The sequence below is a fragment of the Roseateles flavus genome (assembly GCF_039872765.1).
GTDB lineage: Bacteria > Pseudomonadota > Gammaproteobacteria > Burkholderiales > Burkholderiaceae_C > Roseateles_B > Roseateles_B flavus.
The window spans coordinates 55177-74509 of sequence record NZ_JBDPZC010000001.1 but is presented as its reverse complement, the minus strand read 5'-3'; the positions used below and the strand labels follow the sequence as shown (position 1 = coordinate 74509).

Annotated in this window: 19 protein-coding genes and 1 riboswitch; of the genes, 11 read left to right on the top strand and 8 right to left on the bottom strand. The window is 71.6% G+C overall.

Annotation, left to right across the window (positions count from 1 at the left end; all coding sequences use genetic code 11):
• Nucleotides 1–18 precede the first annotated feature (18 nt).
• The gene (locus ABDJ40_RS00370) at nt 19–600 is read right to left on the bottom strand and encodes a TMEM165/GDT1 family protein (protein WP_269632367.1); all 582 of its coding nucleotides are present in this window, start codon (nt 598–600) and stop codon (nt 19–21) included.
• Between the two features lie 105 nt (nt 601–705).
• Nucleotides 706–823: riboswitch (yybP-ykoY riboswitch) on the bottom strand.
• A 79-nt stretch (nt 824–902) separates the two neighbouring features.
• Here ABDJ40_RS00370 and ABDJ40_RS00365 point away from each other — a divergent pair.
• Complete coding sequence (locus ABDJ40_RS00365) at nt 903–1295, top strand: VOC family protein (protein ID WP_347604568.1); 393 nt, start codon at nt 903–905, stop codon at nt 1293–1295.
• 38 nt (nt 1296–1333) lie between these two features.
• On the top strand, nt 1334–1582 hold the full coding sequence (locus ABDJ40_RS00360) for a TfoX/Sxy family DNA transformation protein (RefSeq protein WP_347604565.1): 249 nt from the start codon (nt 1334–1336) through the stop codon (nt 1580–1582).
• Between the two features lie 17 nt (nt 1583–1599).
• Here the strand turns inward: ABDJ40_RS00360 and ABDJ40_RS00355 are convergent, their stop codons facing one another.
• Nucleotides 1600–2514 carry a 2OG-Fe(II) oxygenase gene (locus ABDJ40_RS00355; RefSeq protein WP_347604562.1) on the bottom strand — a complete coding sequence of 305 codons (915 nt, stop codon included), beginning with the start codon at nt 2512–2514 and terminating at the stop codon, nt 1600–1602.
• Between the two features lie 58 nt (nt 2515–2572).
• On the opposite strand from ABDJ40_RS00355, the gene ABDJ40_RS00350 reads away from it, so the two are divergent.
• Nucleotides 2573–3253, top strand: coding sequence for a helix-turn-helix transcriptional regulator (locus tag ABDJ40_RS00350; RefSeq protein WP_269632371.1), 681 nt, complete (start codon nt 2573–2575; stop codon nt 3251–3253).
• Here the strand turns inward: ABDJ40_RS00350 and ABDJ40_RS00345 are convergent, their stop codons facing one another.
• A complete protein-coding gene (locus ABDJ40_RS00345; protein WP_347604559.1) occupies nt 3254–4354 on the bottom strand; it encodes an acyltransferase family protein in 1101 nt (366 codons plus the stop codon). It lies immediately after the preceding gene.
• A gap of 668 nt (nt 4355–5022) precedes the next feature.
• Nucleotides 5023–5568 carry a GNAT family N-acetyltransferase gene (locus tag ABDJ40_RS00340; protein WP_347604556.1) on the bottom strand — a complete coding sequence of 182 codons (546 nt, stop codon included), beginning with the start codon at nt 5566–5568 and terminating at the stop codon, nt 5023–5025.
• A 150-nt stretch (nt 5569–5718) separates the two neighbouring features.
• Here ABDJ40_RS00340 and ABDJ40_RS00335 point away from each other — a divergent pair, with 150 nt between their 5' ends.
• A complete protein-coding gene (locus ABDJ40_RS00335) occupies nt 5719–7146 on the top strand; it encodes a GGDEF domain-containing protein (protein ID WP_347604553.1) in 1428 nt (475 codons plus the stop codon).
• A gap of 15 nt (nt 7147–7161) precedes the next feature.
• Here ABDJ40_RS00335 and ABDJ40_RS00330 read toward each other — a convergent pair whose 3' ends face one another.
• On the bottom strand, nt 7162–7782 hold the full coding sequence (locus ABDJ40_RS00330) for a DUF6515 family protein (RefSeq protein ID WP_347604550.1): 621 nt from the start codon (nt 7780–7782) through the stop codon (nt 7162–7164).
• A 213-nt stretch (nt 7783–7995) separates the two neighbouring features.
• On the opposite strand from ABDJ40_RS00330, the gene ABDJ40_RS00325 reads away from it, so the two are divergent.
• The 7 genes from ABDJ40_RS00325 to ABDJ40_RS00295 all read left to right on the top strand — a co-directional run bounded on the left by ABDJ40_RS00325 (nt 7996) and on the right by ABDJ40_RS00295 (nt 13671).
• Nucleotides 7996–8643, top strand: coding sequence for a glutathione S-transferase family protein (locus ABDJ40_RS00325; protein ID WP_347604547.1), 648 nt, complete (start codon nt 7996–7998; stop codon nt 8641–8643).
• Nucleotides 8636–9277, top strand: a complete 642-nt coding sequence (locus ABDJ40_RS00320) for a histidine phosphatase family protein (protein ID WP_347604544.1) — start codon at nt 8636–8638, stop codon at nt 9275–9277. The genes ABDJ40_RS00325 and ABDJ40_RS00320 overlap by 8 nt, the downstream gene beginning before the upstream one ends.
• A 101-nt stretch (nt 9278–9378) precedes the next feature.
• Complete coding sequence (locus ABDJ40_RS00315; protein ID WP_347604541.1) at nt 9379–10986, top strand: flavin monoamine oxidase family protein; 1608 nt, start codon at nt 9379–9381, stop codon at nt 10984–10986.
• Nucleotides 10983–11426, top strand: coding sequence for a c-type cytochrome (locus ABDJ40_RS00310; RefSeq protein WP_347604538.1), 444 nt, complete (start codon nt 10983–10985; stop codon nt 11424–11426). Before ABDJ40_RS00315 ends, ABDJ40_RS00310 begins: the two co-directional genes overlap by 4 nt.
• A 24-nt stretch (nt 11427–11450) precedes the next feature.
• The gene (locus ABDJ40_RS00305) at nt 11451–11969 is read left to right on the top strand and encodes a RidA family protein (RefSeq protein WP_347604535.1); all 519 of its coding nucleotides are present in this window, start codon (nt 11451–11453) and stop codon (nt 11967–11969) included.
• Between the two features lie 102 nt (nt 11970–12071).
• Nucleotides 12072–13163 carry a phosphate ABC transporter substrate-binding protein PstS gene (pstS, locus tag ABDJ40_RS00300; protein ID WP_347604532.1) on the top strand — a complete coding sequence of 364 codons (1092 nt, stop codon included), beginning with the start codon at nt 12072–12074 and terminating at the stop codon, nt 13161–13163.
• A 151-nt stretch (nt 13164–13314) separates the two neighbouring features.
• Complete coding sequence (locus tag ABDJ40_RS00295; RefSeq protein WP_347604529.1) at nt 13315–13671, top strand: hypothetical protein; 357 nt, start codon at nt 13315–13317, stop codon at nt 13669–13671.
• A 97-nt stretch (nt 13672–13768) separates the two neighbouring features.
• On the opposite strand, the gene ABDJ40_RS00290 is transcribed toward ABDJ40_RS00295, so the two are convergent.
• From ABDJ40_RS00290 to ABDJ40_RS00280, 3 genes are all read right to left on the bottom strand, one after another.
• Nucleotides 13769–15547, bottom strand: coding sequence for a serine/threonine protein kinase (locus ABDJ40_RS00290; RefSeq protein ID WP_347604526.1), 1779 nt, complete (start codon nt 15545–15547; stop codon nt 13769–13771).
• Between the two features lie 156 nt (nt 15548–15703).
• On the bottom strand, nt 15704–16597 hold the full coding sequence (locus ABDJ40_RS00285) for a hypothetical protein (protein ID WP_347604524.1): 894 nt from the start codon (nt 16595–16597) through the stop codon (nt 15704–15706).
• Between the two features lie 48 nt (nt 16598–16645).
• Entirely contained in the window at nt 16646–19075 is a 2430-nt protein-coding gene (locus ABDJ40_RS00280) for a penicillin acylase family protein (protein ID WP_347604521.1), read from the bottom strand.
• Between the last annotated feature and the right edge of the window lie 258 nt (nt 19076–19333).

Sequence of the window (19333 nt, the reverse complement as noted above, 5' to 3'; positions counted from 1 at the left end):
CCTGTGTGGTGACGGACGTCACAGCCCCCAGGCCTGCGCGAAGCCGCCCAGCACCAGGGCGCCCAGCACGATGAAGATCAGGGCCGCCAGGCCATGGACCAGACGGACCGGGATCTTGTGCGCCAGGCGGTCGCCCAGCAGCACGGCGGGCACATTGGCGATCATCATGCCCAGCGTCGTGCCCGCCACCACGGCCAGCAGGCTGTGGAACTGCGCCGCAAGTGCGACCGTGGCGATCTGGGTCTTGTCGCCCATCTCGGCGAGGAAAAAGGCCACGATGGTGGTGCCCAGCACGCCCAGGCGCAGCCCCTTGCCGCCTTCCTCCTCCTCATCGATCTTGTCCGGCACCAGGGTCCAGATGCCCATGGCCACGAAGCCCAGGCCCAGCACCCAGCGCATGATGTCGGCGGGCACCTGCGCGGTGATCCAGGCGCCCAGCGCGCCGGCGCCGGCATGGTTGAGCAGGGTGGCGATCAGGATGCCCGCGATGATGGGCAGAGGCTTGCGGAACCGCGCGGCCAGCAGAAAGGCCAGCAGCTGGGTCTTGTCGCCGATTTCGGCGAGGGCCACCAGGCCGGTGGAGACGAGAAAAGCTTCCATGTGAGACTCCCCGGCCGGTGCGGACACCCATGACCGCCCCTCTCCGGCCGGATACCGAGAACGAGCGGTCAAAGGTCTTGCCAGGTACAGGCCCGGACCAGGACGGCCAGGGCGGGAACTGCCAGCGCCATGCCGGGCCAGGCCCAGGCAAGTGTGTTGACGCAGGCCCGCGGAACCGGTGACCCGGTCGCGGCAGCTACTCCCCAATGACGAGGCGGATTGTAAGGGCAGGACGCCGGACGGCCCCGCGGCCGCGGGTTCCTGCCATGACGCTGGCAGCAGCGCGCGCCCATGATGGCGCCATGAACTACGCCTACACCATCCTCTACGTCGCCGATGTCCCGGCCTCCCTGCGCTTCTTTGAGGCCGCCTTCGGGCTGCAGACGCGCTTCCTGCACGAGTCCGGCGCCTATGGCGAGCTGGAGACCGGCGCCACCGCGCTCGCCTTTGCCCAGCTGGAGGTCGCCCGCGACAGCCTGGGTGGCGACTTCATCGAGGCCGCGCGCAGCGAGCGCCCGCTGGGCATGGAGGTGGGCCTGGCCTGCGCGGATGTCAGCGCCGCCTACGCCCGCGCCCTGGCCGCCGGCGCCACCGGCCTCAAGCCGCCCACCACCAAGCCTTGGGGCCAGGTGGTGGCCTATGTGCGCTGTCCGGACGGCTGCCTGGTCGAGCTGTGCACGCCCATGGGCGGCTGAGCGGGACCCGCCGCATGGGCAAGGCAACGACCTCACGGATGCGGGGACTCGGCCCGCGCAGCCTTGAGCAACTCGCCGCGCTGGGCGTCAACAGCGCCGAGGAGCTCCGGGCCAAGGACGCCATTGCCCTGTATGCCAGCATCAAGGCACGGTGGCCCGGCGCCAGCCTCAATCTGCTCTACGCGCTGATCGGCGCCCAGGAAGATCTGGACTGGCGCGAGGTGGCACGGGAGCGCCGCACGGCCCTTCTGCTGCGCCTGGACGACATCGGCCTGGCCCCGCGCTGAACAGGGCCGGCGCGATGTCAGCCGTAGCGCCGCTCACGCAGCCACTTGGTGGCGATGTACTTGACGCCCGCCAGCACGGGCACGCCGGCATGCAGGGTGCTCGGGTCCTCGACGCCGCGGGCATCGACATCGGCGAAATAGAGCACCGCCCCCGGCCGGGGGCGGATTTCCAGGCCCAGGCTGGGAAAGCGCGTGCCGCCGCCGTCCTCCACCTCCGAGAGGTACAGGATGCAGGTGCCTACGCGCTGGCCGCCGGTGCGCAGGTGGCGTTCGCTGCCGGCATGGCTCGGGTTGAACCAGTCGAAATGCGCGCGGTACTCGCCGCCCACGCCGTAGCGCAGCACCTGCAGGCCCTCGCCGTTCTCCACCGGCCAGTCCAGCAGCTCGGCCAGGCGGGCCTCGATGCGCGCCACCAGCGCGTGCTCGCCGCGCTGGAAGAAGCCGCCGGCGCTGGTGCGGTGCTCGTGCGGCCGGGCTTCGCCCAGCTGCTCGTCCACCACGGTGGAGCGGGTCAGGCGCGTCTCGGCCAGGGCGATCATGGCCTCGCACTCGGACGCCCTCAGCAGGCCCTCGTACAGCAGCACTTGGGGATGGTCCAGCTGGGCGGCGATGCGCAACTCGCAGCCGTCGCTGAGGCGCAGACGGTTGCCGCCCAGGCGCGGGCGCGGGCGGGCGCGCAAGACCTGACCCCCGGCCGCCGCGGCCTGGGCAGCCTCGGCGTGCTCGGCCAGCAGGGAGGCCTGCGGGCTCAGCGCCTGGGTGGCCGGCAAGGGCTGCGCCGCGCCGTGGACCGCCTTCAGCACGCGTTCCGACAGGGCGCGCGGCAAGCCGCCCTGCACCATCATCGGCAGCATGGACTCGGCCGTGCAGCCGCGCGCCACGTTCTCCGCCACCCATTGCCGCCATTCGGGACTCAGCTGATCCAGGCTCATGGACGTCTCCTCGCTGTCTCGTGCGGCTGCATTCTGGCCTATCGCCGACAATGCCCGGATGCGCCGAGCCGACCGCCTGTTCCAGATCGTCCAGCTGATTCGCGGACGACGACTCTCCACCGCCGACTACCTGGCCCAGCGCCTGGAGGTCTCGCCGCGCACCATCTACCGCGATGTGGCCGCGCTGCAGCAGCAGGGCGTGCCCATCGACGGCGAGGCCGGCGTGGGCTATCGCATGAGGGCGGGCTTTGACCTGCCGCCGCTGATGTTCAGCAAGGAAGAGGCCCAGGCCCTTGTCGCAGCGCTGCGCATGGCGCAGCCGCAGATGGACAGCGCCCTGGCCCGCCACGGCGAGGAGGCCATCTACAAGATCCTGGCCGTGCTGCCCGGCACGGCGCGTGCCGCCGCGGAAAGCCTGGCGCTGTGGGCCCCGCTGGGCGGGCTGGACGAGGCCACGCGCGAGCGCCTGCAGCAGCTGCGCCTGGCCACCGAGCAGCGCCAGAAGCTGCGCGTGGTCTACCTGGACCTCAGCAACACCGCCAGCGAACGCGTGCTGCGCCCGCTGGGCTGCTTCTTCTGGGGCCCGGTCTGGACCTTCGCAGCCTGGTGCGAGCTGCGCGAGGGCTTCCGCAATTTCCGGGTCGACCGCATCCAGCAGCTGGAGGTGCTGGACGAGCGCTTCAGGGACGAGGCCGGCAAGACCCTGGCCGACATGCAGCGGGCCGAGGGCTGGCCCTGATCAGCGGCCGAAGCTGCGCTGCGGCACCAGCCAGCGCAGCGGGTTGAAGCGCAGGCGGCTGCTGGGGGCCTCCACCCAGCGGTGGAAGGGCAGCGCGGCCAGGTTGGCAAAGCCCCAGGCCGACAGCACCAGGGCGAAGGTCAGCAGCAGGGGCTGCTCGCTCTGCTGGTCGTACCAGGCGTTGAGCAGCACCAGCACGGGGAAGTGCACCAGGAACAGCGAGTAGGAATGGGTGCCCAGATGAGCCACCACGTCCGCCACGCGCTGCCACAGCCGGCCGGCCAGCGGCCCGACGCGCCATTGCCACAGGCCCAGCAGCAGGGCGGTGAACAGGGCCAGGACCAGACGCTCGCGGAAGTCCAGCCACAGGGCCAGGCCCGTCAGCCACAGCAGCAGCAGCAGGCCCAGGCGGGGCCAGCGGCTCAGCGAGAACCAGTGCACCAGGGCGCCCAGGCCGTAGGCGCCGAAGAAGTAGAAGCCCCAGTTGTCGAGGTCCGCATCGCGGTTGAGGACCAGCAGCGACAGGCTGCACAGGACCAGCACCAGGACCGGCCCCAGCACCATGCGCCAGGCGTGCGGCAGCAGGCGGCTGCGGCGGGCCAGCCACAGCAGGCCCAGCATGAGGGCGTAGAGCTGCAGGTCGATGGCCACATACCAGGCGCCCACCGTGATGGACTCGTGCCCCAGCAGGCCGTGGGTCAGGGTGGCGTGGCTCAGCAGCGTGGCCAGGGTCAGCTGCTGCGGCAGGAACTCCGGCAGCCAGGGCTGGACCAGCCAGGCGCAGGACAGGGTCAGGCCCACCGCCGCCATGAAGGGCAGGGCCAGGCGCAGGTAGCGCCGCCACAGAGACTCCAGCGGCGCCGCCTTCAGCAGCCCGCCCTGGGGAGACAGCGCCCGGGCGCTGAGATAGCCGCCCACCACCAGAAAGACCTGCACCGCCATGCGGCCGTAGTGGAACAGCCAGCCGCCCAGCACCGGCCAGGCCTTGTGCAGGGCCTCAGCCAGCGGGCCGTAGACCGAGAGGTGATGCAGGACGATGAACTGGGCCGCGAGGGCTTTCAGCGCATCGATGTGCAGCAGTCGAGTCTTGGCAGCGGACATGGGTACGGCGAGCCGGCAGCCGGGGGGCGCTGGCATGGGGTTTGTCGTTGAAAAATGGCGCAAGCGACAGGCGCAGCGCGCGTCCAGAGGGGCTGGTCCGCCCGGGAACAGCCCGGGACAGGCGGATTCCATCGCTGGAGATCCGTCTTTGCGGTCCTGCTCGTCCTGCTCGTCCTGCTTGACCCTGCCGTCCGGGGCGGAAGTCCGCAGTGCGCACAAGAAGCCCTGCCTGCAGCAAAGGCTGCAAAGCGCGCGATTTTAGTCGGCCAGCGCCCGGATTGCAGCCCCCGGGCCCACCTCAGCTGGTGAGCAGAGGTGAACACACGTGACAGGCACTGCGCGTGGCCACCGTCCCGGGGCCCCTGATTCGCGCTCGGGGCCCCGCGCTGCGGCCCGCTCGCGGGCCTCCCTGCGCGGCGCCGCGACGGGCTTGTTTCACAAGGTAAAGATCGCAAAAGAGAAGCCGGCCGAGCGAACTGCAGGAGGCCTTCCAGAAGCTGGTCCAGGATCTGCAAGGCAGCCGCCGCGAGGGCAGCGGCGACAGCACCACCACCCTGCCATCCTTTTTGCAGACGCTGCAGCAGAACCTGGGCCCGGGCGTCGTACCGCAGCTGCCCTCGACGGGACAGTCGCTGCAGGTGCAGGCCTGAAGCTGCCGCGCCCCGGGCTCAGCCGGCCCGGGCCAGGGCCTCGGCCGCCGGGCTCAAGCGTTCGAAGTGCAGCAGGTCCTGCCACTGGCCGTGCAGGCTCACGCTGAGCCGGCTGCGCCCCCAGCACTGGAAGCCGTTCTTCTCCAGGACCCGGGCCGAGGCCGGATTGCCCGGTCGCACCACGGCCTCCAGCCGCCACAGGCCCAGCGAGTCGAAGGCGATGGGCAGCAGCAGCCTCACGGCCTCGCTGGCCCAGCCCCGCCCCTGCGCATCCGCCCCCAGGCGATAGCCCAGGTCCGCGCGGCCGTGGTGTTCGCGATTCACATGGTGCAGGTTGATCCGCCCCACCAGCCGGCCCTGGTGACGGATGAGGAAGGCGTGCGCCCGGTCCGCGGCCGCCGCGGCCTCGATCTCTTCGAGGTGGGCCGCGACGCCATCGGGGCTGTAGAACGCGTCCGGACGGGCATGGACCCAGGTCTCGAAATGGGCGCGCTCGCGGCGCTCGAAGTCCAGCAGTTCCTCGAGGTCCGAGGGCTGGGGTCGGTGCAGGCTCAAGATGCTCATGGCGCGCAAGCCTAGCAGCCGGCTGAAGTCCCCGGCGCTGCGGCCCCCCGCCATTCGCACGGTCGGGCGGTGACAATGGTCAGCCCGTGGCCGCCCCTTGGCCGCCCCGTCCATCGACCGCACCCCTGCACCTCCGAACCGTCCCCCGCCATGCTGCGCCCGCTGTCCCTGCGCCTCCAACTCACCCTGGCCCTGATGCTGACCGGCCTGGCCGTGGTAGTGACGGTGGGCGGCGTGGCCTACCTGGAGCTGCAGCGCAAGTTCAGCTCGCAGGCCGCGCAGCAGGCCACCGCGCACTTCCGGGCAGGCGTTGCGTCCTATCTGCAGGAGTTCGGCAGCTTCGAGTCCGGCAAGGCGCGGGGCGTGGGTCTGGGGGACTACCTCGCCCGCCTGCGCGGCCCCGATGCGAAAGGCGCCGGGCCCGCCAGCTCCGACGGCCCCCCGCGCCCCTGGGATGTGCGACGCGGGCCGCCGCCCGGCCACTCGGGGGAGCCGCGACCCGGCCCAGGACCGCAGCCCTGGCCCGCGCCCGACGGCAGGGACGACCCCGGCCGCCGCCCCGGCCCGCCCCCTGACGGCCCGCCTCCCGCGGGTCCCGGCGCCCGTCCGCCCTTCCGGTTCATCCTCACCGACGCGAACTACCGGGTGCTGCTGGGCGCCGGCAGCTATCCACAGGGCGAGGCCCTGCCCGAAGCACAGCGCGCCCTGGCCGAAGCGGTGAGGGTGGACGGCGAGATCCGCGCCTATGTGTCGACCGAGGGGGTGCTGAGCCCCGGCCAGGACGACCTGGCCTATCTGGCCGCCATGCGCCAGGCCCTGCTGGTGGGCGCCATCGCCGCCACCGTGCTGGCCGCCTTGCTGGGCCTGCTGCTGGGCTCCGGTCTCAGCGCCCGCCTGCGCCGGCTGACCCAGGCCGTGCGGCGCATGCATGCCGGCGAACTGCTGCAGCGGGTGGACGCCCGGGGCAGCGCGGAGATCGAGGCCCTGGCCCTGGCCTTCAACCACATGAGCGAGGCCCTGGCGCGCAGCGACGCGGAGCTGCGCGCCTCGCACGCCACGATCAGCTCGCAGGCCCTGCAGCTGAAGGAGCTGAGCATCCGCGACGCCCTCACCGGGCTCTACAACCGGCGGCATTTCGACGAGTCCGTCCGGCAGTTGTTCGAGGACAGCCGCCGTCATGGGCAAGACCTGACCCTCGTGCTGGCCGACATCGACTGGTTCAAGCGCATCAACGACCAGTACTCGCACGCGGTCGGTGACGAGGTGCTGCGCCGCGTGGCCGCGCTGCTGGAGCGGCAGCTCGGCGGCGCCCGCCTCCTGGCCCGCTACGGCGGCGAGGAGTTCGTGATGGCCCTGCCGCAGACGCCCCTGCACGAGGCGGCGGACGTCTGCGAGCGGCTGCGCGCGAGCGTCGCCGCCGAGGACTGGGGCCAGCTGGCGCCGCGTCTGCAGGTGAGCCTCAGCATGGGACTGGCCGCCGACCCAGCCGCCGCCAGCGCCGCTGCGCTGCTGGAGCAGGCCGACGCCCAGCTCTACCGCGCAAAGGACGCCGGCCGCAACCGCGTCTGCCACGCCTGAGCGGCGCAGCGCCTGTCAGCGCATGCTGTAGCCGCGGCCATCCATGCAGGCCTCCACGGCCCGGTTGAAGACGCCCGCATCGTTGAGCGCCGAGGGCTGGCTGGTGGCCCAGCGGTTGCATTCCTGGCGATCGGCCTCGGTCTGCTGGGCGCTCTGGCCATTGCGCGGATAGAGGATGGGGTCGGGCTTCAGCGGCACGGGCGCAGGGGCCGGGACGGCCTGCGCGGCCTCGGGCGGCGGATTCACCACCACGTAGCCGCCCGGGGCGCTCTGGTAGTAGACCCCATTGGCATAGAAGTAGGGGAAGCCGCCGATGCGCAGGCTCACATAGGCCGCGGGCAGCAGTGGCACGACGATGCCCACCGGCGGCAGCACTACCCGCAAGCGCGGACCATAGGGGCGGTACCAGACGCCGCCGTGGAAGTAGTAGGGGTCGGCATGGTGATGCACGACCACCGCGCCCGGCGGCGCGTGCGCCACCACATAGCCCGGTGCGGGGTAGTAGTGGTCATGGTGGTAGCGGTTGTCGAAGCGCAGGCCGATGCCCACGTCGACATGGGTGCCGGCCTGCACCGGCGGGACGAAGAGACAGCACAGGGGCAGCGCAAGGGCCAGGGGGCGCAGGAGGGATCGCATGGACGGCTCGCCGGAGGAATCTTGGGATGGATCCATGCTGCCGCGCGCGGCTTAGGTGCTTGTTGCGCCCCGGTAAAGCTGCATTGCGGCCCGCGGCTCGCCAGACGGTCGCCATCCCGCGGCAAGGGAAGCCGGGCGGCCCGCTACAGTCGGAGCATGGCCGGCCCGGCCGTGCCACAGCGCCTCACCCTGGATCGTGCAAGGATGCCTCCCATGCTTCGCCTGTACTTCGCCCCCGGCAATGCCAGCCTCGCCCCTCACCTGCTGCTGCGCGAGCTGGGGCAGCCCTTCGAGCTGGTCCCGGTGGACCGCGACAAAGGCGCGCACCGCAGCCCCGACTACCTCCGCCTCAACCCCAACGGCCTGATCCCCGTGCTGGAAGACGGCGACCTGGTGCTCTACGAGACCGGCGCCATCCTGCTGCACCTGGCCGACCGCCACCCGGCCTCCGGCCTGCTGCCGCCCCTGGGCAGCGCCGCACGGGCCCAGGCCTACAAGTGGCTCTGCTGGCTCAGCACCGGCCTCCAGCCCACCATGGGCCGCTGGTTCTACCCGGAGCGCCATCTGCCGGCGCAGTTTCCCGAGGCCATCGCCGAGATCAAGACCCTGGCGGAAGCGCGCGCCGGTGAGCTGCTGGACATCCTGGACGCCGAGTTCGCCCGCCACGGCGGCCCCTGGCTGCTGGGCGAGCAGTTCAGTGCCATCGACCCGCTGGCCTTCATGATGTGCCGCTGGACCCGCGGCCTGCAGCGCCCGGCGCGTTCGCTGCCGCATCTGGGGCCCTATGTGCAGCGCATGCTGGCCCGGCCCGCCGTGCAGGGCCTGTGGGCGGCGGAAGGGCTGCAGGCGCCGTATGTCTGAGCCGCACGCCCTCACCGAGCTGGTCCTCGTCCGCCATGGCGAGACCGACTGGAACCTGCGCAAGTGCTTCCAGGGCCAGATCGATGTCCCGCTGAACGAGCGAGGCCTGGCCCAGGCCCGGCGCCTGGCGCGGCAGCTGCACTCCGAAGGCCTGCGCTTCGACGCCATTGTCAGCAGCGACCTGGGCCGCGCACGCCAGACCGCCGAGCCCGTCTGCCAGGCCCTGGACCTGCCCCTGCAGCATGACCCTGCCTGGCGCGAGCAGGCCTTCGGCGTGCTGGAGGGCCAGAGCGTGGACACCCTGCGCAGCACCCACCCCGAGCTGCATGCGCAATGGCAGCGCCATGATCCGGACTACGCCCTGCCCGGCGGCGCCGAGAGCCGGCGGCAGTTCTCCGAGCGCATCCTGGCCGCCGCGGCCCGCCTGGCCCGGCAGCATGGCGGCGGCCGCGTTCTGGTGCTGACCCATGGCGGCGCGCTGGACATGGTCTGGCGCGCCGCCCGAGGCCTGCCCCTGCACGGCCCGCGGGCCTGCGACATCCCCAATGCCGGCATCAACCGCCTGCGCTGGGGGCCGGACGGGCCCAGCCTGCTGTCCTGGGCCGAGGACCAGCACCTGCGGACCCTGGACTGAAGCCGGGGGCTCGCCCCGCACCCGCACGCCGGACCCCATCACCAAAGTCACCCGGCATAGACCCTCTTTGAGCCCATGCGGGGGCTTGCTATGGTGCGGCCATGCCTACCCACACCACTCCTGCCCGCGGCCCGAGCCGGCGCGCCTGGCTGCAGCGCCTGGGCGCCGTGGCGGGCAGCGGCGCGGTCTATGCCGCGATGAGCGCCCTGGGCCTGGCCCAGGCATCGCCGGCCGAGGCCCGCTTCAGGCTCGGCCCCGCTCCGGCGCGCGGCCGGCGGGTGCTGGTCCTGGGCGCGGGCGTGGCTGGCCTGGTGTCGGCGCTGGAGCTGCTGCGTGCGGGCTATGAGGTCGAGATCCTCGAGTACCAGGACCGCATCGGCGGCCGCTGCTGGACCCTGCGCGGCGGCGACCACTACACCGAGCTGGGCGGCGCCCCCCAGCACTGCCAGTTCGACCGCGGCCAGTACTTCAACCCCGGCCCCTGGCGCATCCCCTTCCATCACCACGGCGTGCTGGACTACTGCCGCCAGCTGGGGGTGAGGCTGGAGCCCTTCGTCCAGCTCAACCACAACGCCTATGTGCACAGCCCGCGCGTGGCGGGCGGGCGGCCGCAGCGCCTGCGTGAGGTGCAGGCCGATTTCCGGGGCGACGTCGCCGAGCTCCTGGCCAAGCTGGTACGCCAGCAGCCCTTGGATGAAACACTGAGCACCGAGGACCGCGAGCGCCTGGTCCAGGCCCTGCAGCAGTTCGGCGGGCTGGACCGCGAAGGCCGCTACCGCGCCGGCGAAGCCGCCGCCGACCGCCGTGGCTTCGAGCCCTTCCCCGGCATGGGCGTCTCCGCCCATCCGCCCGAGGCCCAGCCGCAAGGGCTGCAGGCCCTGTTGCGCTCGGGTCTCTGGGGCCAGCTGGATCAGGGCGCGGGCTTCGAGTACCAGACCCCGCTGTTCCAGCCCGTAGGCGGCATGGACCGCATCGCACACGCCCTGGCCCAGGCCGTGGGGCAGCAGCGCATCCGGCTGCGCCGCCGCGTCAGCGCCATCCAGCAGGACGCCCGGGGCGTGCGCGTGCAGGTGCAGGACCTCAGCCGCCCCGGCCAGCCCGAGCAGACCGTGCAGGCCGATTGGTGCATCTGCACGCTGCCCCTCTCGGTGCTCTCGCAGCTGGACGTGCAGTGCAGCGCAGCCCTGCACGAGGCCATCGAGGCCGTGCCCTATTTCTCCGCCTTCAAGGCCGGCCTGCAGTTCAAGCGCCGTTTCTGGGAGGAGGACGAGGCCATCTTCGGTGGCATGAGCAGCACCGAGCTGCCCATCCGCCTGATCGCCTATCCCAACCACGAGCTGCAGGGCCGCAAGGGCGTGCTGCTGGGCGCCTATGCCTTCGGCACGCAGGCCCTGGAGTTCACCTCACTGCCGCCGGCCGAGCGCCTGCGCGAGGTGCTGCGCATGGACAGCCAGATCCATCCCCAGGCTGCCACCGAATACGAAAGCGGCATGACCGTGGGCTGGCACCGCCATCCCGCCACCCTGGGCTGCTTCGGTGACTGGAGCCGTGTGGCCCGCGAGCGCCATTACCCCACGCTGCTGAAGATGGACGGCCGCCTGATCCTGGCCGGCGAGCACGCCTCGCTGCTGCCCGCCTGGCAGGAGGGCGCCGTGCTCTCGGCCCGCCACGCCATCACCCAGCTGCACGAGAAGGCCCGCGCCGCATGAAAGCCGCCCTGACACTCCTGCTGGCCGCGTGGGCCGCATGCCCCGCGCTGGTCCTGGCCGATGAAGCGGCTTCCGCACCGGAGCCCCGCTTCTCCAGCGGCTGGCGCTTCGAGCAGCGCAGCGGTCCCGCCCTCTACGGCGCCCTGTGCGCGGCCTGCCACATGCCCGACGGCCGCGGGGCCCGCGGGGCCGGGGCCTATCCCGCGCTGCAGGGCAATCCCCGCTTGGCGGCCGCACCCTACGCCCTGCACATGGTGCTCAATGGCCACCGTGCCATGCCCGGCTTCGGCCGCCAGCTGAGCGACGATCAGGTTGCCGCCGTGCTGAGCCATGTGCGCGAGCGCTTCGGCGGCATGCCCCCCGAGGCCGCGCGTGTCACGCCGGCAGAATCGGCCGAGGTCCGCAAGGGCCAGCAGGCCAGCCCGGCCGTGGCACACTGACCTCCAACGTTATCCGGAGCCCGCATGAAACGACTCGCGCTCGCCTGCCTGCTGCCTCTCGCGCTGGCCGCCCAGGCCCAGACCCCACCGCCCGCGCCCGCTGCGGCCGCTGCGCCGGAGGTCATCCGCCACCGGATCCCCAACTCCAGCTTCCCCATCGCCAGTGCGGTGGAGGTGCCGGCAGGCCGGACCCTGGTCTTCGTCAGCGGCGCCGTGCCGGCCGTGGCGGACCCCAAGGCCGAGCGCGGCAGCCTGGCCGCCTATGGTGACACCCGCACCCAGACGCTCAGCGTGCTGGCCAACATCGACCGTCAGCTCAAGGGCCTGGGCCTGTCCATGGGTCAGGTCGTGAAGATGCAGGTCTTCCTGGTGGGCGACCCGTCCAAGGGCGGCCGCATGGACTTTGACGGATTCATGTCCGCCTACAGCGAGCATTTCGGCACGGCCGCCCAGCCCAACCTGCCCGCCCGCTCGGTGATGCAGGTGGCCGGCCTGGTGGTGCCGGGCTGGCTGGTGGAGATCGAGGTGACGGCCGTGCGCTGAAGGCGGGACGCGGAGGCGCAAGACCTGCCCCCCTGGCAAGACCTGACCCCCTGAGTCAGACTGGAACAGAACTGTCATAAATCGTCTCCAGAATGCCGGGGCATGTCACATGCCCTGCCCCTCCTCTCCGCCTCGCGATTCCTGCGCCGCCATGCCCTGCGTGCGGTGGCCCTGAGCATCCTGCTGCCCGCCCTGAGCCCCAGCCATGCCCTGGCCGACGTGCAGGGCGTGGGCGCCAGCTTCCCCTCCGTGGTCTACCAGGCCTGGACCGAGCAGTACGCCCGCGCCCATGGCCGCAAGGTCCGCTACAAGCCCACCGGTTCGGGCGACGGCCAGAAGCAGATCCAGGCCCGCTCGGTAGATTTCGCCGGCAGCGACGTGCCCTTCAGCGAGGCCGAGCTGGCCAGCAAGCACCTGGTGCAGCTGCCCATGCTGGTGGGCGGCATCGTGCCGGCCGTGAACCTCAAGGGCGTGTCCCAGCTGCGCCTGGACGGCCCCACCCTGGCCGACATCTTCCGCGGCGAGATCCGGCACTGGAACCATGCGCGGATCGCCGCGCTGAACCCCGGCATCACCCTGCCGGCCCTGCCCATCACCCGGGTGGTGCGCAAGGACAAGTCCGGCAGCACCGACGCCTTCAGCCGCTACCTGAGCCTCGTCTCGCCCGCCTTCCGCGAGCAGGTCGGCGCCGGCATGCTGCCCAAGTGGCCCGAGGGCACCCAGGCTCCGGTGGCCGCCGAGGGCAACGACGGCATCGCCCAGGCCCTCAAGACCACGCCGGGCGCCATCAGCTATGTCTCCTTCGACCGCCTGCAGAAGGCGCAGCTGAGCGGCGTGCAGCTGCGCAATGCCGAGGACAGCGACTTCGTCGCCGCCAGCGAGGCCGGCTTCCGCGAGGCCGTGCGCAACTCCTCCATGGGCCGCACCGGCGACGAATCCGCCAGCCTGCTGCAGCGCCCCGGCAAGGGCACCTGGCCCATCACCGTCACCTCCTACATCCTGGTCGACGCGCGGCCCAAGTCCGCCGCCGCTGCCAGTGAGGCCCTGCACTTCCTCAACTGGACCCTCCAGTCCGGCGACCGCCTCCTGGCCGACACCGGCTTCGCCCCCCTGCCCGTGGCCGTGCAGGCGCGGATGGCGGCGCGGATCGCGAGTGTGAGGGCGCAGGATGGGGGCGTGATCAACTACTACTGAGGCGGGCATCCGGAGCAAGGCGCCCCTGCGTCGGCCTGGCGATGTCCGGGCCCCTCGGAGCGGGCATGCCCTGGCGTGCCGTGGCTGCGTGGGATGTTCCAATGCAGGGCTCACGTCGCAGACGTGGAGACGACACCCAGGGGTATTTCAGATGCGTTCAGTCCTCATCGGCGTGCTGCTGTTCCTGTCAGCAGCATCCTCATTCGCACAAGGTGCAGCCGCGGAGCGGGTCTACACCCGGCAAGAGCTGTTTGTCTCTTGCCTCTCGGGCTACGTCAGCGCCTCCATCTCCCGAGGCGAGACACCGGGCCACGACGAGTCGGTCCGGCTGGCCGCGCAGATCCTGTCTCAAGTGCACAAGGTGTGTCCGGCTCCGTCACCCCAGCTGACCGAGAAGAACTTCACCGACCCTGATGCCTTTCTGTACCCATGGATGCTCATGGTGACCCGCGAGCTGGTCGTGCTGGCCAGGCAGGGGGCGTCTCAGCAAATGCTGGAACGCTGGTAAGCGCCACGGCGGTGCTTCGCCGCGGCGACGGGCCTGACGGGCACCGCCACCCAGAATCCCTCAGCTGCGCGTACCCAGCGCCATCCAGGGCACCAGCCTAGTTCCTGTTCCTCTGCCGCTGCTCCCGCGCCTCCCGCAAGGCCACGCATTCCGCATGGCCGTGGAAGCGCGGGGTGGCGCATTGCTCGTCCAGGCACAGGGCGCGGGCGAGGAAGACGCGCTTGCCGCAGGCTTCGGAGGGACTGACAGGGAGATGGGTGTCCGCGGGCACAGGAGCGCTGGCGGGGCCCGGGGTGTAGGCGGCCACGGGCGGGGTGCGTTCAACGGGCGCTGGCGCCGGGGCGGTCGGGCTGGAGGCAGCGCCGGCGGCGGGGGCGGGATCCTTGCGCTTGCGGGCGGGGGTGTCGGTGGCGCGCTTGTCGACGGGCTTGTCGCTCATCTTGTCGGCGGGCGCGGCGGGCGGGGCGGGGCTTGCGGTCTCCTGCTGCGACTGCACCAGGGCCAGCACGGGATCGGCAGCGGGCGCGGCGTCGGCGCTGGCCGCCGAGGCGGGCTCGGAGGCGGCAAGGGCCAGCTCCGACGGGGCCGCTGGCTGGCGGTGCAGCAGCAGTTGCACCATGGACACCAGCAAGGCGGTGCCGGCACCGGCGGCCAGCAGGCCCAGGGCCCAGGGCCAGCGGCGGCCGCCGACGGGGGGGCCGCGCCTGGACGAGACGCGCCGCGAGGGCGGTGGCGCCGGGGCGGGCTCGGGCACCGGCAGGGGCACCGGGGCAGAAGCGGCGCGCGCGTCCTCCAGCAGGAGGTCCGGCGCATCCATGGCGCGGGTGGGGAGGAAGTCGCTGTCACCCAGCTGGCGGGTCTCGGCGAACTCGGAATCGTTGGCCAGGCGCGTTTCCTCGAAACCCACCGGCGGTGGCACGACCAGGGTCTCGGTCATGCGGGGTTCGGGCGGCGCCATGCGGCCTTCCAGCGCCGCGCGCAGATGAGCCACGGACTGCGGGCGGTCCTGCGGATGCACCCGCAGCATCCAGTCCACGCAGGCCAGCAGCTCGGGGCTGTAGCCCGGCGGCGCGAGGGTGACCAGGCTCTGGTACTCGTCGCCCAGACTGCGGGCGGTGGCGGCAGGCGGCGTGCGGCCCAGGATCAGCTCATGGACCATGGCGCCCAGGGCGTAGAGGTCCGTCCAGGGGCCCTGGCGCAGCTGGCGGGACTCGGCGTATTGCTCGATGGGGGCGTAGCTGGGCTTGAGGATGGCCGTCAGGCCCTCGGCCCGATCGCTGATGACCTGGCGCGCGGCGCCGAAGTCCAGCAGCACGGGGGCCGCCCCGCCATAGGGCAGGAAGACGTTGTCGGGGGCGATGTCACGGTGCCAGATGGACTCCGTGTGCAGCAGCTCCAGGGCCTCCAGCAGGGCGGTCAGCAGGCGGCGCAGCCAGGGCTCGTCGGGCTGCTGGCTCATGGCGCGGCGGGCCTGGCGCAGGGTCTGGCCCTGCAGATAGGGCATGGCCATGTAGGCCGTGCCATTGGCCTCCCAAAAGCGGTAGACCTTCAGCAGCGAGGGATGGTCGAAGCGCGCCAGCAGCCGTGATTCATTGACGAAGGAGCGCAGGCCGGCGTCGAAGGTCTCCTGCTGGGAGCCTGAGCGCACCGACACCTTGGACTTGGCGTTGCGCTGGGCCAGCATGGAGGGCATGTACTCCTTGATGGCCACCTGGCGCTGCAGGGCATGGTCCTGGGCAACGTAGATGATGCCGAAGCCGCCCACGGCCAGGGTGCTGAGGATTTCGAGCTCGCCAAAGCGCGTGCCTGCCGGCAGGGCATTAGGCGCGGCCGACGAAGCGGCGGCGCGGCGATCAGGGCTGGCGTCGGACATCATGACCGGGCGGTTAGCGCGAAGGCGTAGTTCAGGCAGGGACGGGCAGGATGCGGCGTGCGAGGGCCGAAGCGTAGCGGATCAAATGCGCCGCCGGCGTCGCTTCTCCGCCAGATGTAACAACTGCTTGCTCCTCAGCAGGGAGAAGCGCGAAATTGTTCAGGGTTGGACAGGCAGGGCCTTCAGGTAGTCGTGCAGTTGCTGCGCCAGCGCTTCGCGTTCGGCCTCGGGCAAACCCTCGCTCAGCGGGGGCATGGTGGTGCCCGGCTTGAGCTGGGCCGGCTGCAGCAGCCACTGTCGCCAGCGCGCGGGGTCGATCTCGCGGGCACGCAGGGCGAGGTTGAGAGGCATCTTGTCACCCCCATAGCCGTTCACCTGGTGGCAGCTGAGACAGTGGGTCTGCAGGGCCTGGGCCGTGGCGGCAAAGCGCGGCGCCAGGTCGCCCGGCAGCAGGGCCGCCCGGCTGGAGGGCGTGCGGCGCACGCTGACCACCTGGTAGGGCCAGACGGCACCGCCTTCTGCCTGCAGGGCGGGTTCGGCCAGGTTGTCCCAGATGAGGTAGTACGGCCCCAGGGGCACCTGCTTCTCGCCCTGCGCGTGGTTGTCGACCTGGAAAGGCCGGCCGTCGGCGCGGGCGGTGACGATCCAGGCCTGGTGACGGCCGAAGCGCTCCACCGGGACGCGGGACACGAAGCCGTCCTGGGCGCGGAACTCGAGCTCGCCGTCCGGCAGGTCCCAGCCCTTGCCCAGCCAGCGATCCAGGAAGATCCGGGCCGGCCAGCCGCGGTAGCGCACCTGCACGGGCGGCTGCCCGGGGCGCGAGAGATGGGGCTCAGCGACCGTCACCTGGCGCTGGGCCGGCCCCGCCTTGGCGGCCACGGCCGGGTCAGGCAGGCGCAAGGGCGTGGCGCTGGCCACGGTGACGGGCGGATTTTCGGGCGGCTTTCCGGGCGGGTTTGCCGGCGGGACCGCAGCCGAGGCCGCGGACGCCAGCACGGCGCCCAGCAGCGTGGCGAGGGTCCGGCGGGCGAAGGGGGGAAGCGGTGTGCGCATGGTGTCGGCGACCGGGGGGACGTTGGGGGAAAGCAAGCGAGAGCCCGTTCAGGGCCTGAAGGTGAGGCTGCTGCGCGCCTGGGCCTGCACGTCGGCGGCGTCCAGCCACTGGGCACGGGCGCGGCCGGCGACGTAGTCGCGGGCCTGATCGCTGTAGTGGCGGTCGCCCAGCACGCCGCTCTGGCCGACCGGGTTGATGCCCTGGCTGCGGCCCGGCGCGGCGAAGTCGATCACGCGGCGGGTGGAGGGGCCGTAGACCACGGACCAGGGTGCATCACCGCTGCGCTGGGCCAGATTGTTGGGCACCTCGTGCGCGCCCGGCGCCGGGAAGGGGCCGACGTTGAAGAGCGGAGCCAGGGCCTTGACCTCGCCCAGCGGGTGCTTGTGGGTGATGCTGTGAGCGCGACCCCAGGTCCATTGCGCGGCGTCCTCGCCGAAGGTGCGGCGCAGGTGCTGGAGGGTGGCGGCCCAGGCCTCGGCCACGATCTGCTCGCGGGTCTCGCGCTGGGGCGTGGCCTTGCGGTCCCACCAGGGCGAATCCGGGTCGGCGACCAGGCGCGGCAAGGCATGGTCCAGGGCGCGGGTGCGGGTGAGGTTGTCCAGCATAGCCTCGTCCATCTTGTCGGCCAGCACGGCGTGGATCAGCTGGTGTTCGAGCTGATGGAAGAGAACCGGGGCGCGATCCTCCAGGCCGTGGTTGCCCTTCCAGGCGGCCAGCAGGGCCACGAGCTCGGCGCCGTCCTTCTGCTGGCGCAGGATGGGCATCAGCGGGGCCAGGATGCGCGGGCCGTAGCCGGTGTCATCGGCCAGCTGCAGCGCCTGGGCGCGGGCCATGTCCCAGCCGGTGGCGCTGGCCTTCAGGCCTTCCTCGAGGCGCCAGCCGCGGTCGGGCAGGTTGTAGTAGCCCGGCACCGGCTCGGCCGAGGCCGGCTGGTGGTTGGCCGAGACGATGTAGCCACGCGCCGGGTTCTCCTCCTGCGGGTTGGCGCTGAAGGGCAGGAAGCCGGGCTTGTCAGCCTCGGCCGTGCTGCCGTCCAGGATGAAGCTGGGATTCACGCCGGCCGGCCGTTGCGGCAGGCGGGCCGAGGCCCACCAGCCGATGTCACCGGCGGCGTTGGCCCAGACCACGTTGAGGCCCGGCGAATGGATGCCCTGCACCGCCGTGCGCGCGGCGGCCAGGGTGTCCGCGCGATTGAGCTGGTAGAAGGCCTCGATGAGGGGGTTCTCGCTCTCCAGGAAGGTCCACCACATGGCAATGGGGGTGCGCCCGGTGTCGCCAGGCACGACGTCGTTGACGAGGGGCCCATGGGGCGAGCGCCGCAACTGGATGACTTCATCGGCCCGGCCCTTGACCTTGATGCGGGCCTCGCGCGATTCCAGCGGCAGCCAGGCGCCCTTGACCAGCACCTGGCCGGGATGGGCGGCATCGGTCTTCTCGGCGATGAGGTCGATGTCATCGTTCTGGAACATGGTCAGGCTCCAGCCGAAGCGCTGGTTGTGACCGATGAGGGCGAAGGGATTCAGCACCTGCAGGTGACCGTAGAGTTCGAAGCCGGGCGCCTTCAGATGGGCCTCCCACCACACGGCGGGCGTCGAAAAGCCGATGTGCGGATCACCGGCCAGCAGAGGCTTGCCGCTGGCCGTGCGGCTGCCTGCCAGGGCCCAGGCGTTGCTGCCTTCCATCTGGGCCAGGCCGGTGCCCAGGCTGTCGCTGAGCTGGCCGATGCGGGCCAGCGCCTGCCAGTCCGCCGGCTGGAGGCGGCTGCCGGCGGCCACGGCCGAGGCGGCGGGCGCACTGAGGCGGGCCCGTGCGGCCAGGGCGCCTTCGGGTTTCCAGTCCAGGTCGAAGATCTTCAGGTATTCAGGCCCCAGCTGATCCCGCACATAAGTGAGTGCAGGCTCCGTACGGAAGGCGGAGGCAAAGCTGTAGGCCAGGTAGCCGGCCACGGCATAGGTGTCCACCGGCGTGAAGTCCCGCTTGGGGATGCCCAGCAGCTCGAATTCCAGGGGCGCGGGGCGGCTGGCCTGGTACTGGTTGACGCCGTCCAGGTAGGCAAGCAGGGCCTGCTGGGCCGGACCGGGCGGGCGGGTGGATTCGGCCTTGACCCGCGCCTCGGCGAAGTCGATCAGGCGCAGGCTGCGGAAGAGCTTGTCGGTGGGCAGCAGCTTCTCGCCCAGCACTTCGGAGAGTTCGCCGCGCGCCAGTCGCCGGGCCATCTCCATCTGGAAGAGGCGGTCCTGGGCATGGAGGTAGCCCAGGGCGCGGTAGAGATCGGTCTCGTTCTGGGCCTCGACATGGGGCACGCCCCAGGCGTCGAAGCGCACGCTGACCGCCTGGCTCAGGCCTCGCAGCTGCAGCTCGCCTTCGCGCTTGGGCAGCTTGGCCCGCCAGTGCAGGCCGGCCGCCAGCAGGGCCAGGATCAGCAGACCGAGCAGCAGCCAGAGCAGGGAACGAAGACGAAAGGTGCGTGCAGCCATGCGCAAGACTCCAGGACAGGGCATGCATTGCAGCACAGCGACCGGGCCGGCGCATCGGGATTGGCGCGGGCAGCGCACGCGAAAACGCCCGACGGTGTCCAGCATCGGGGGGAGAGACCGCCCAGCCCCTGCCGGCGCCAATGAAAAGGGCTGATGGTTCTCAGCCCCATCAGCCCCGGTCATCCGCGCTATGCCGCGGCACACAGGCGGCTCCGGCGAGCCGCCTGCTCAATGCGGATGAGTGTGCTCACACCTCCT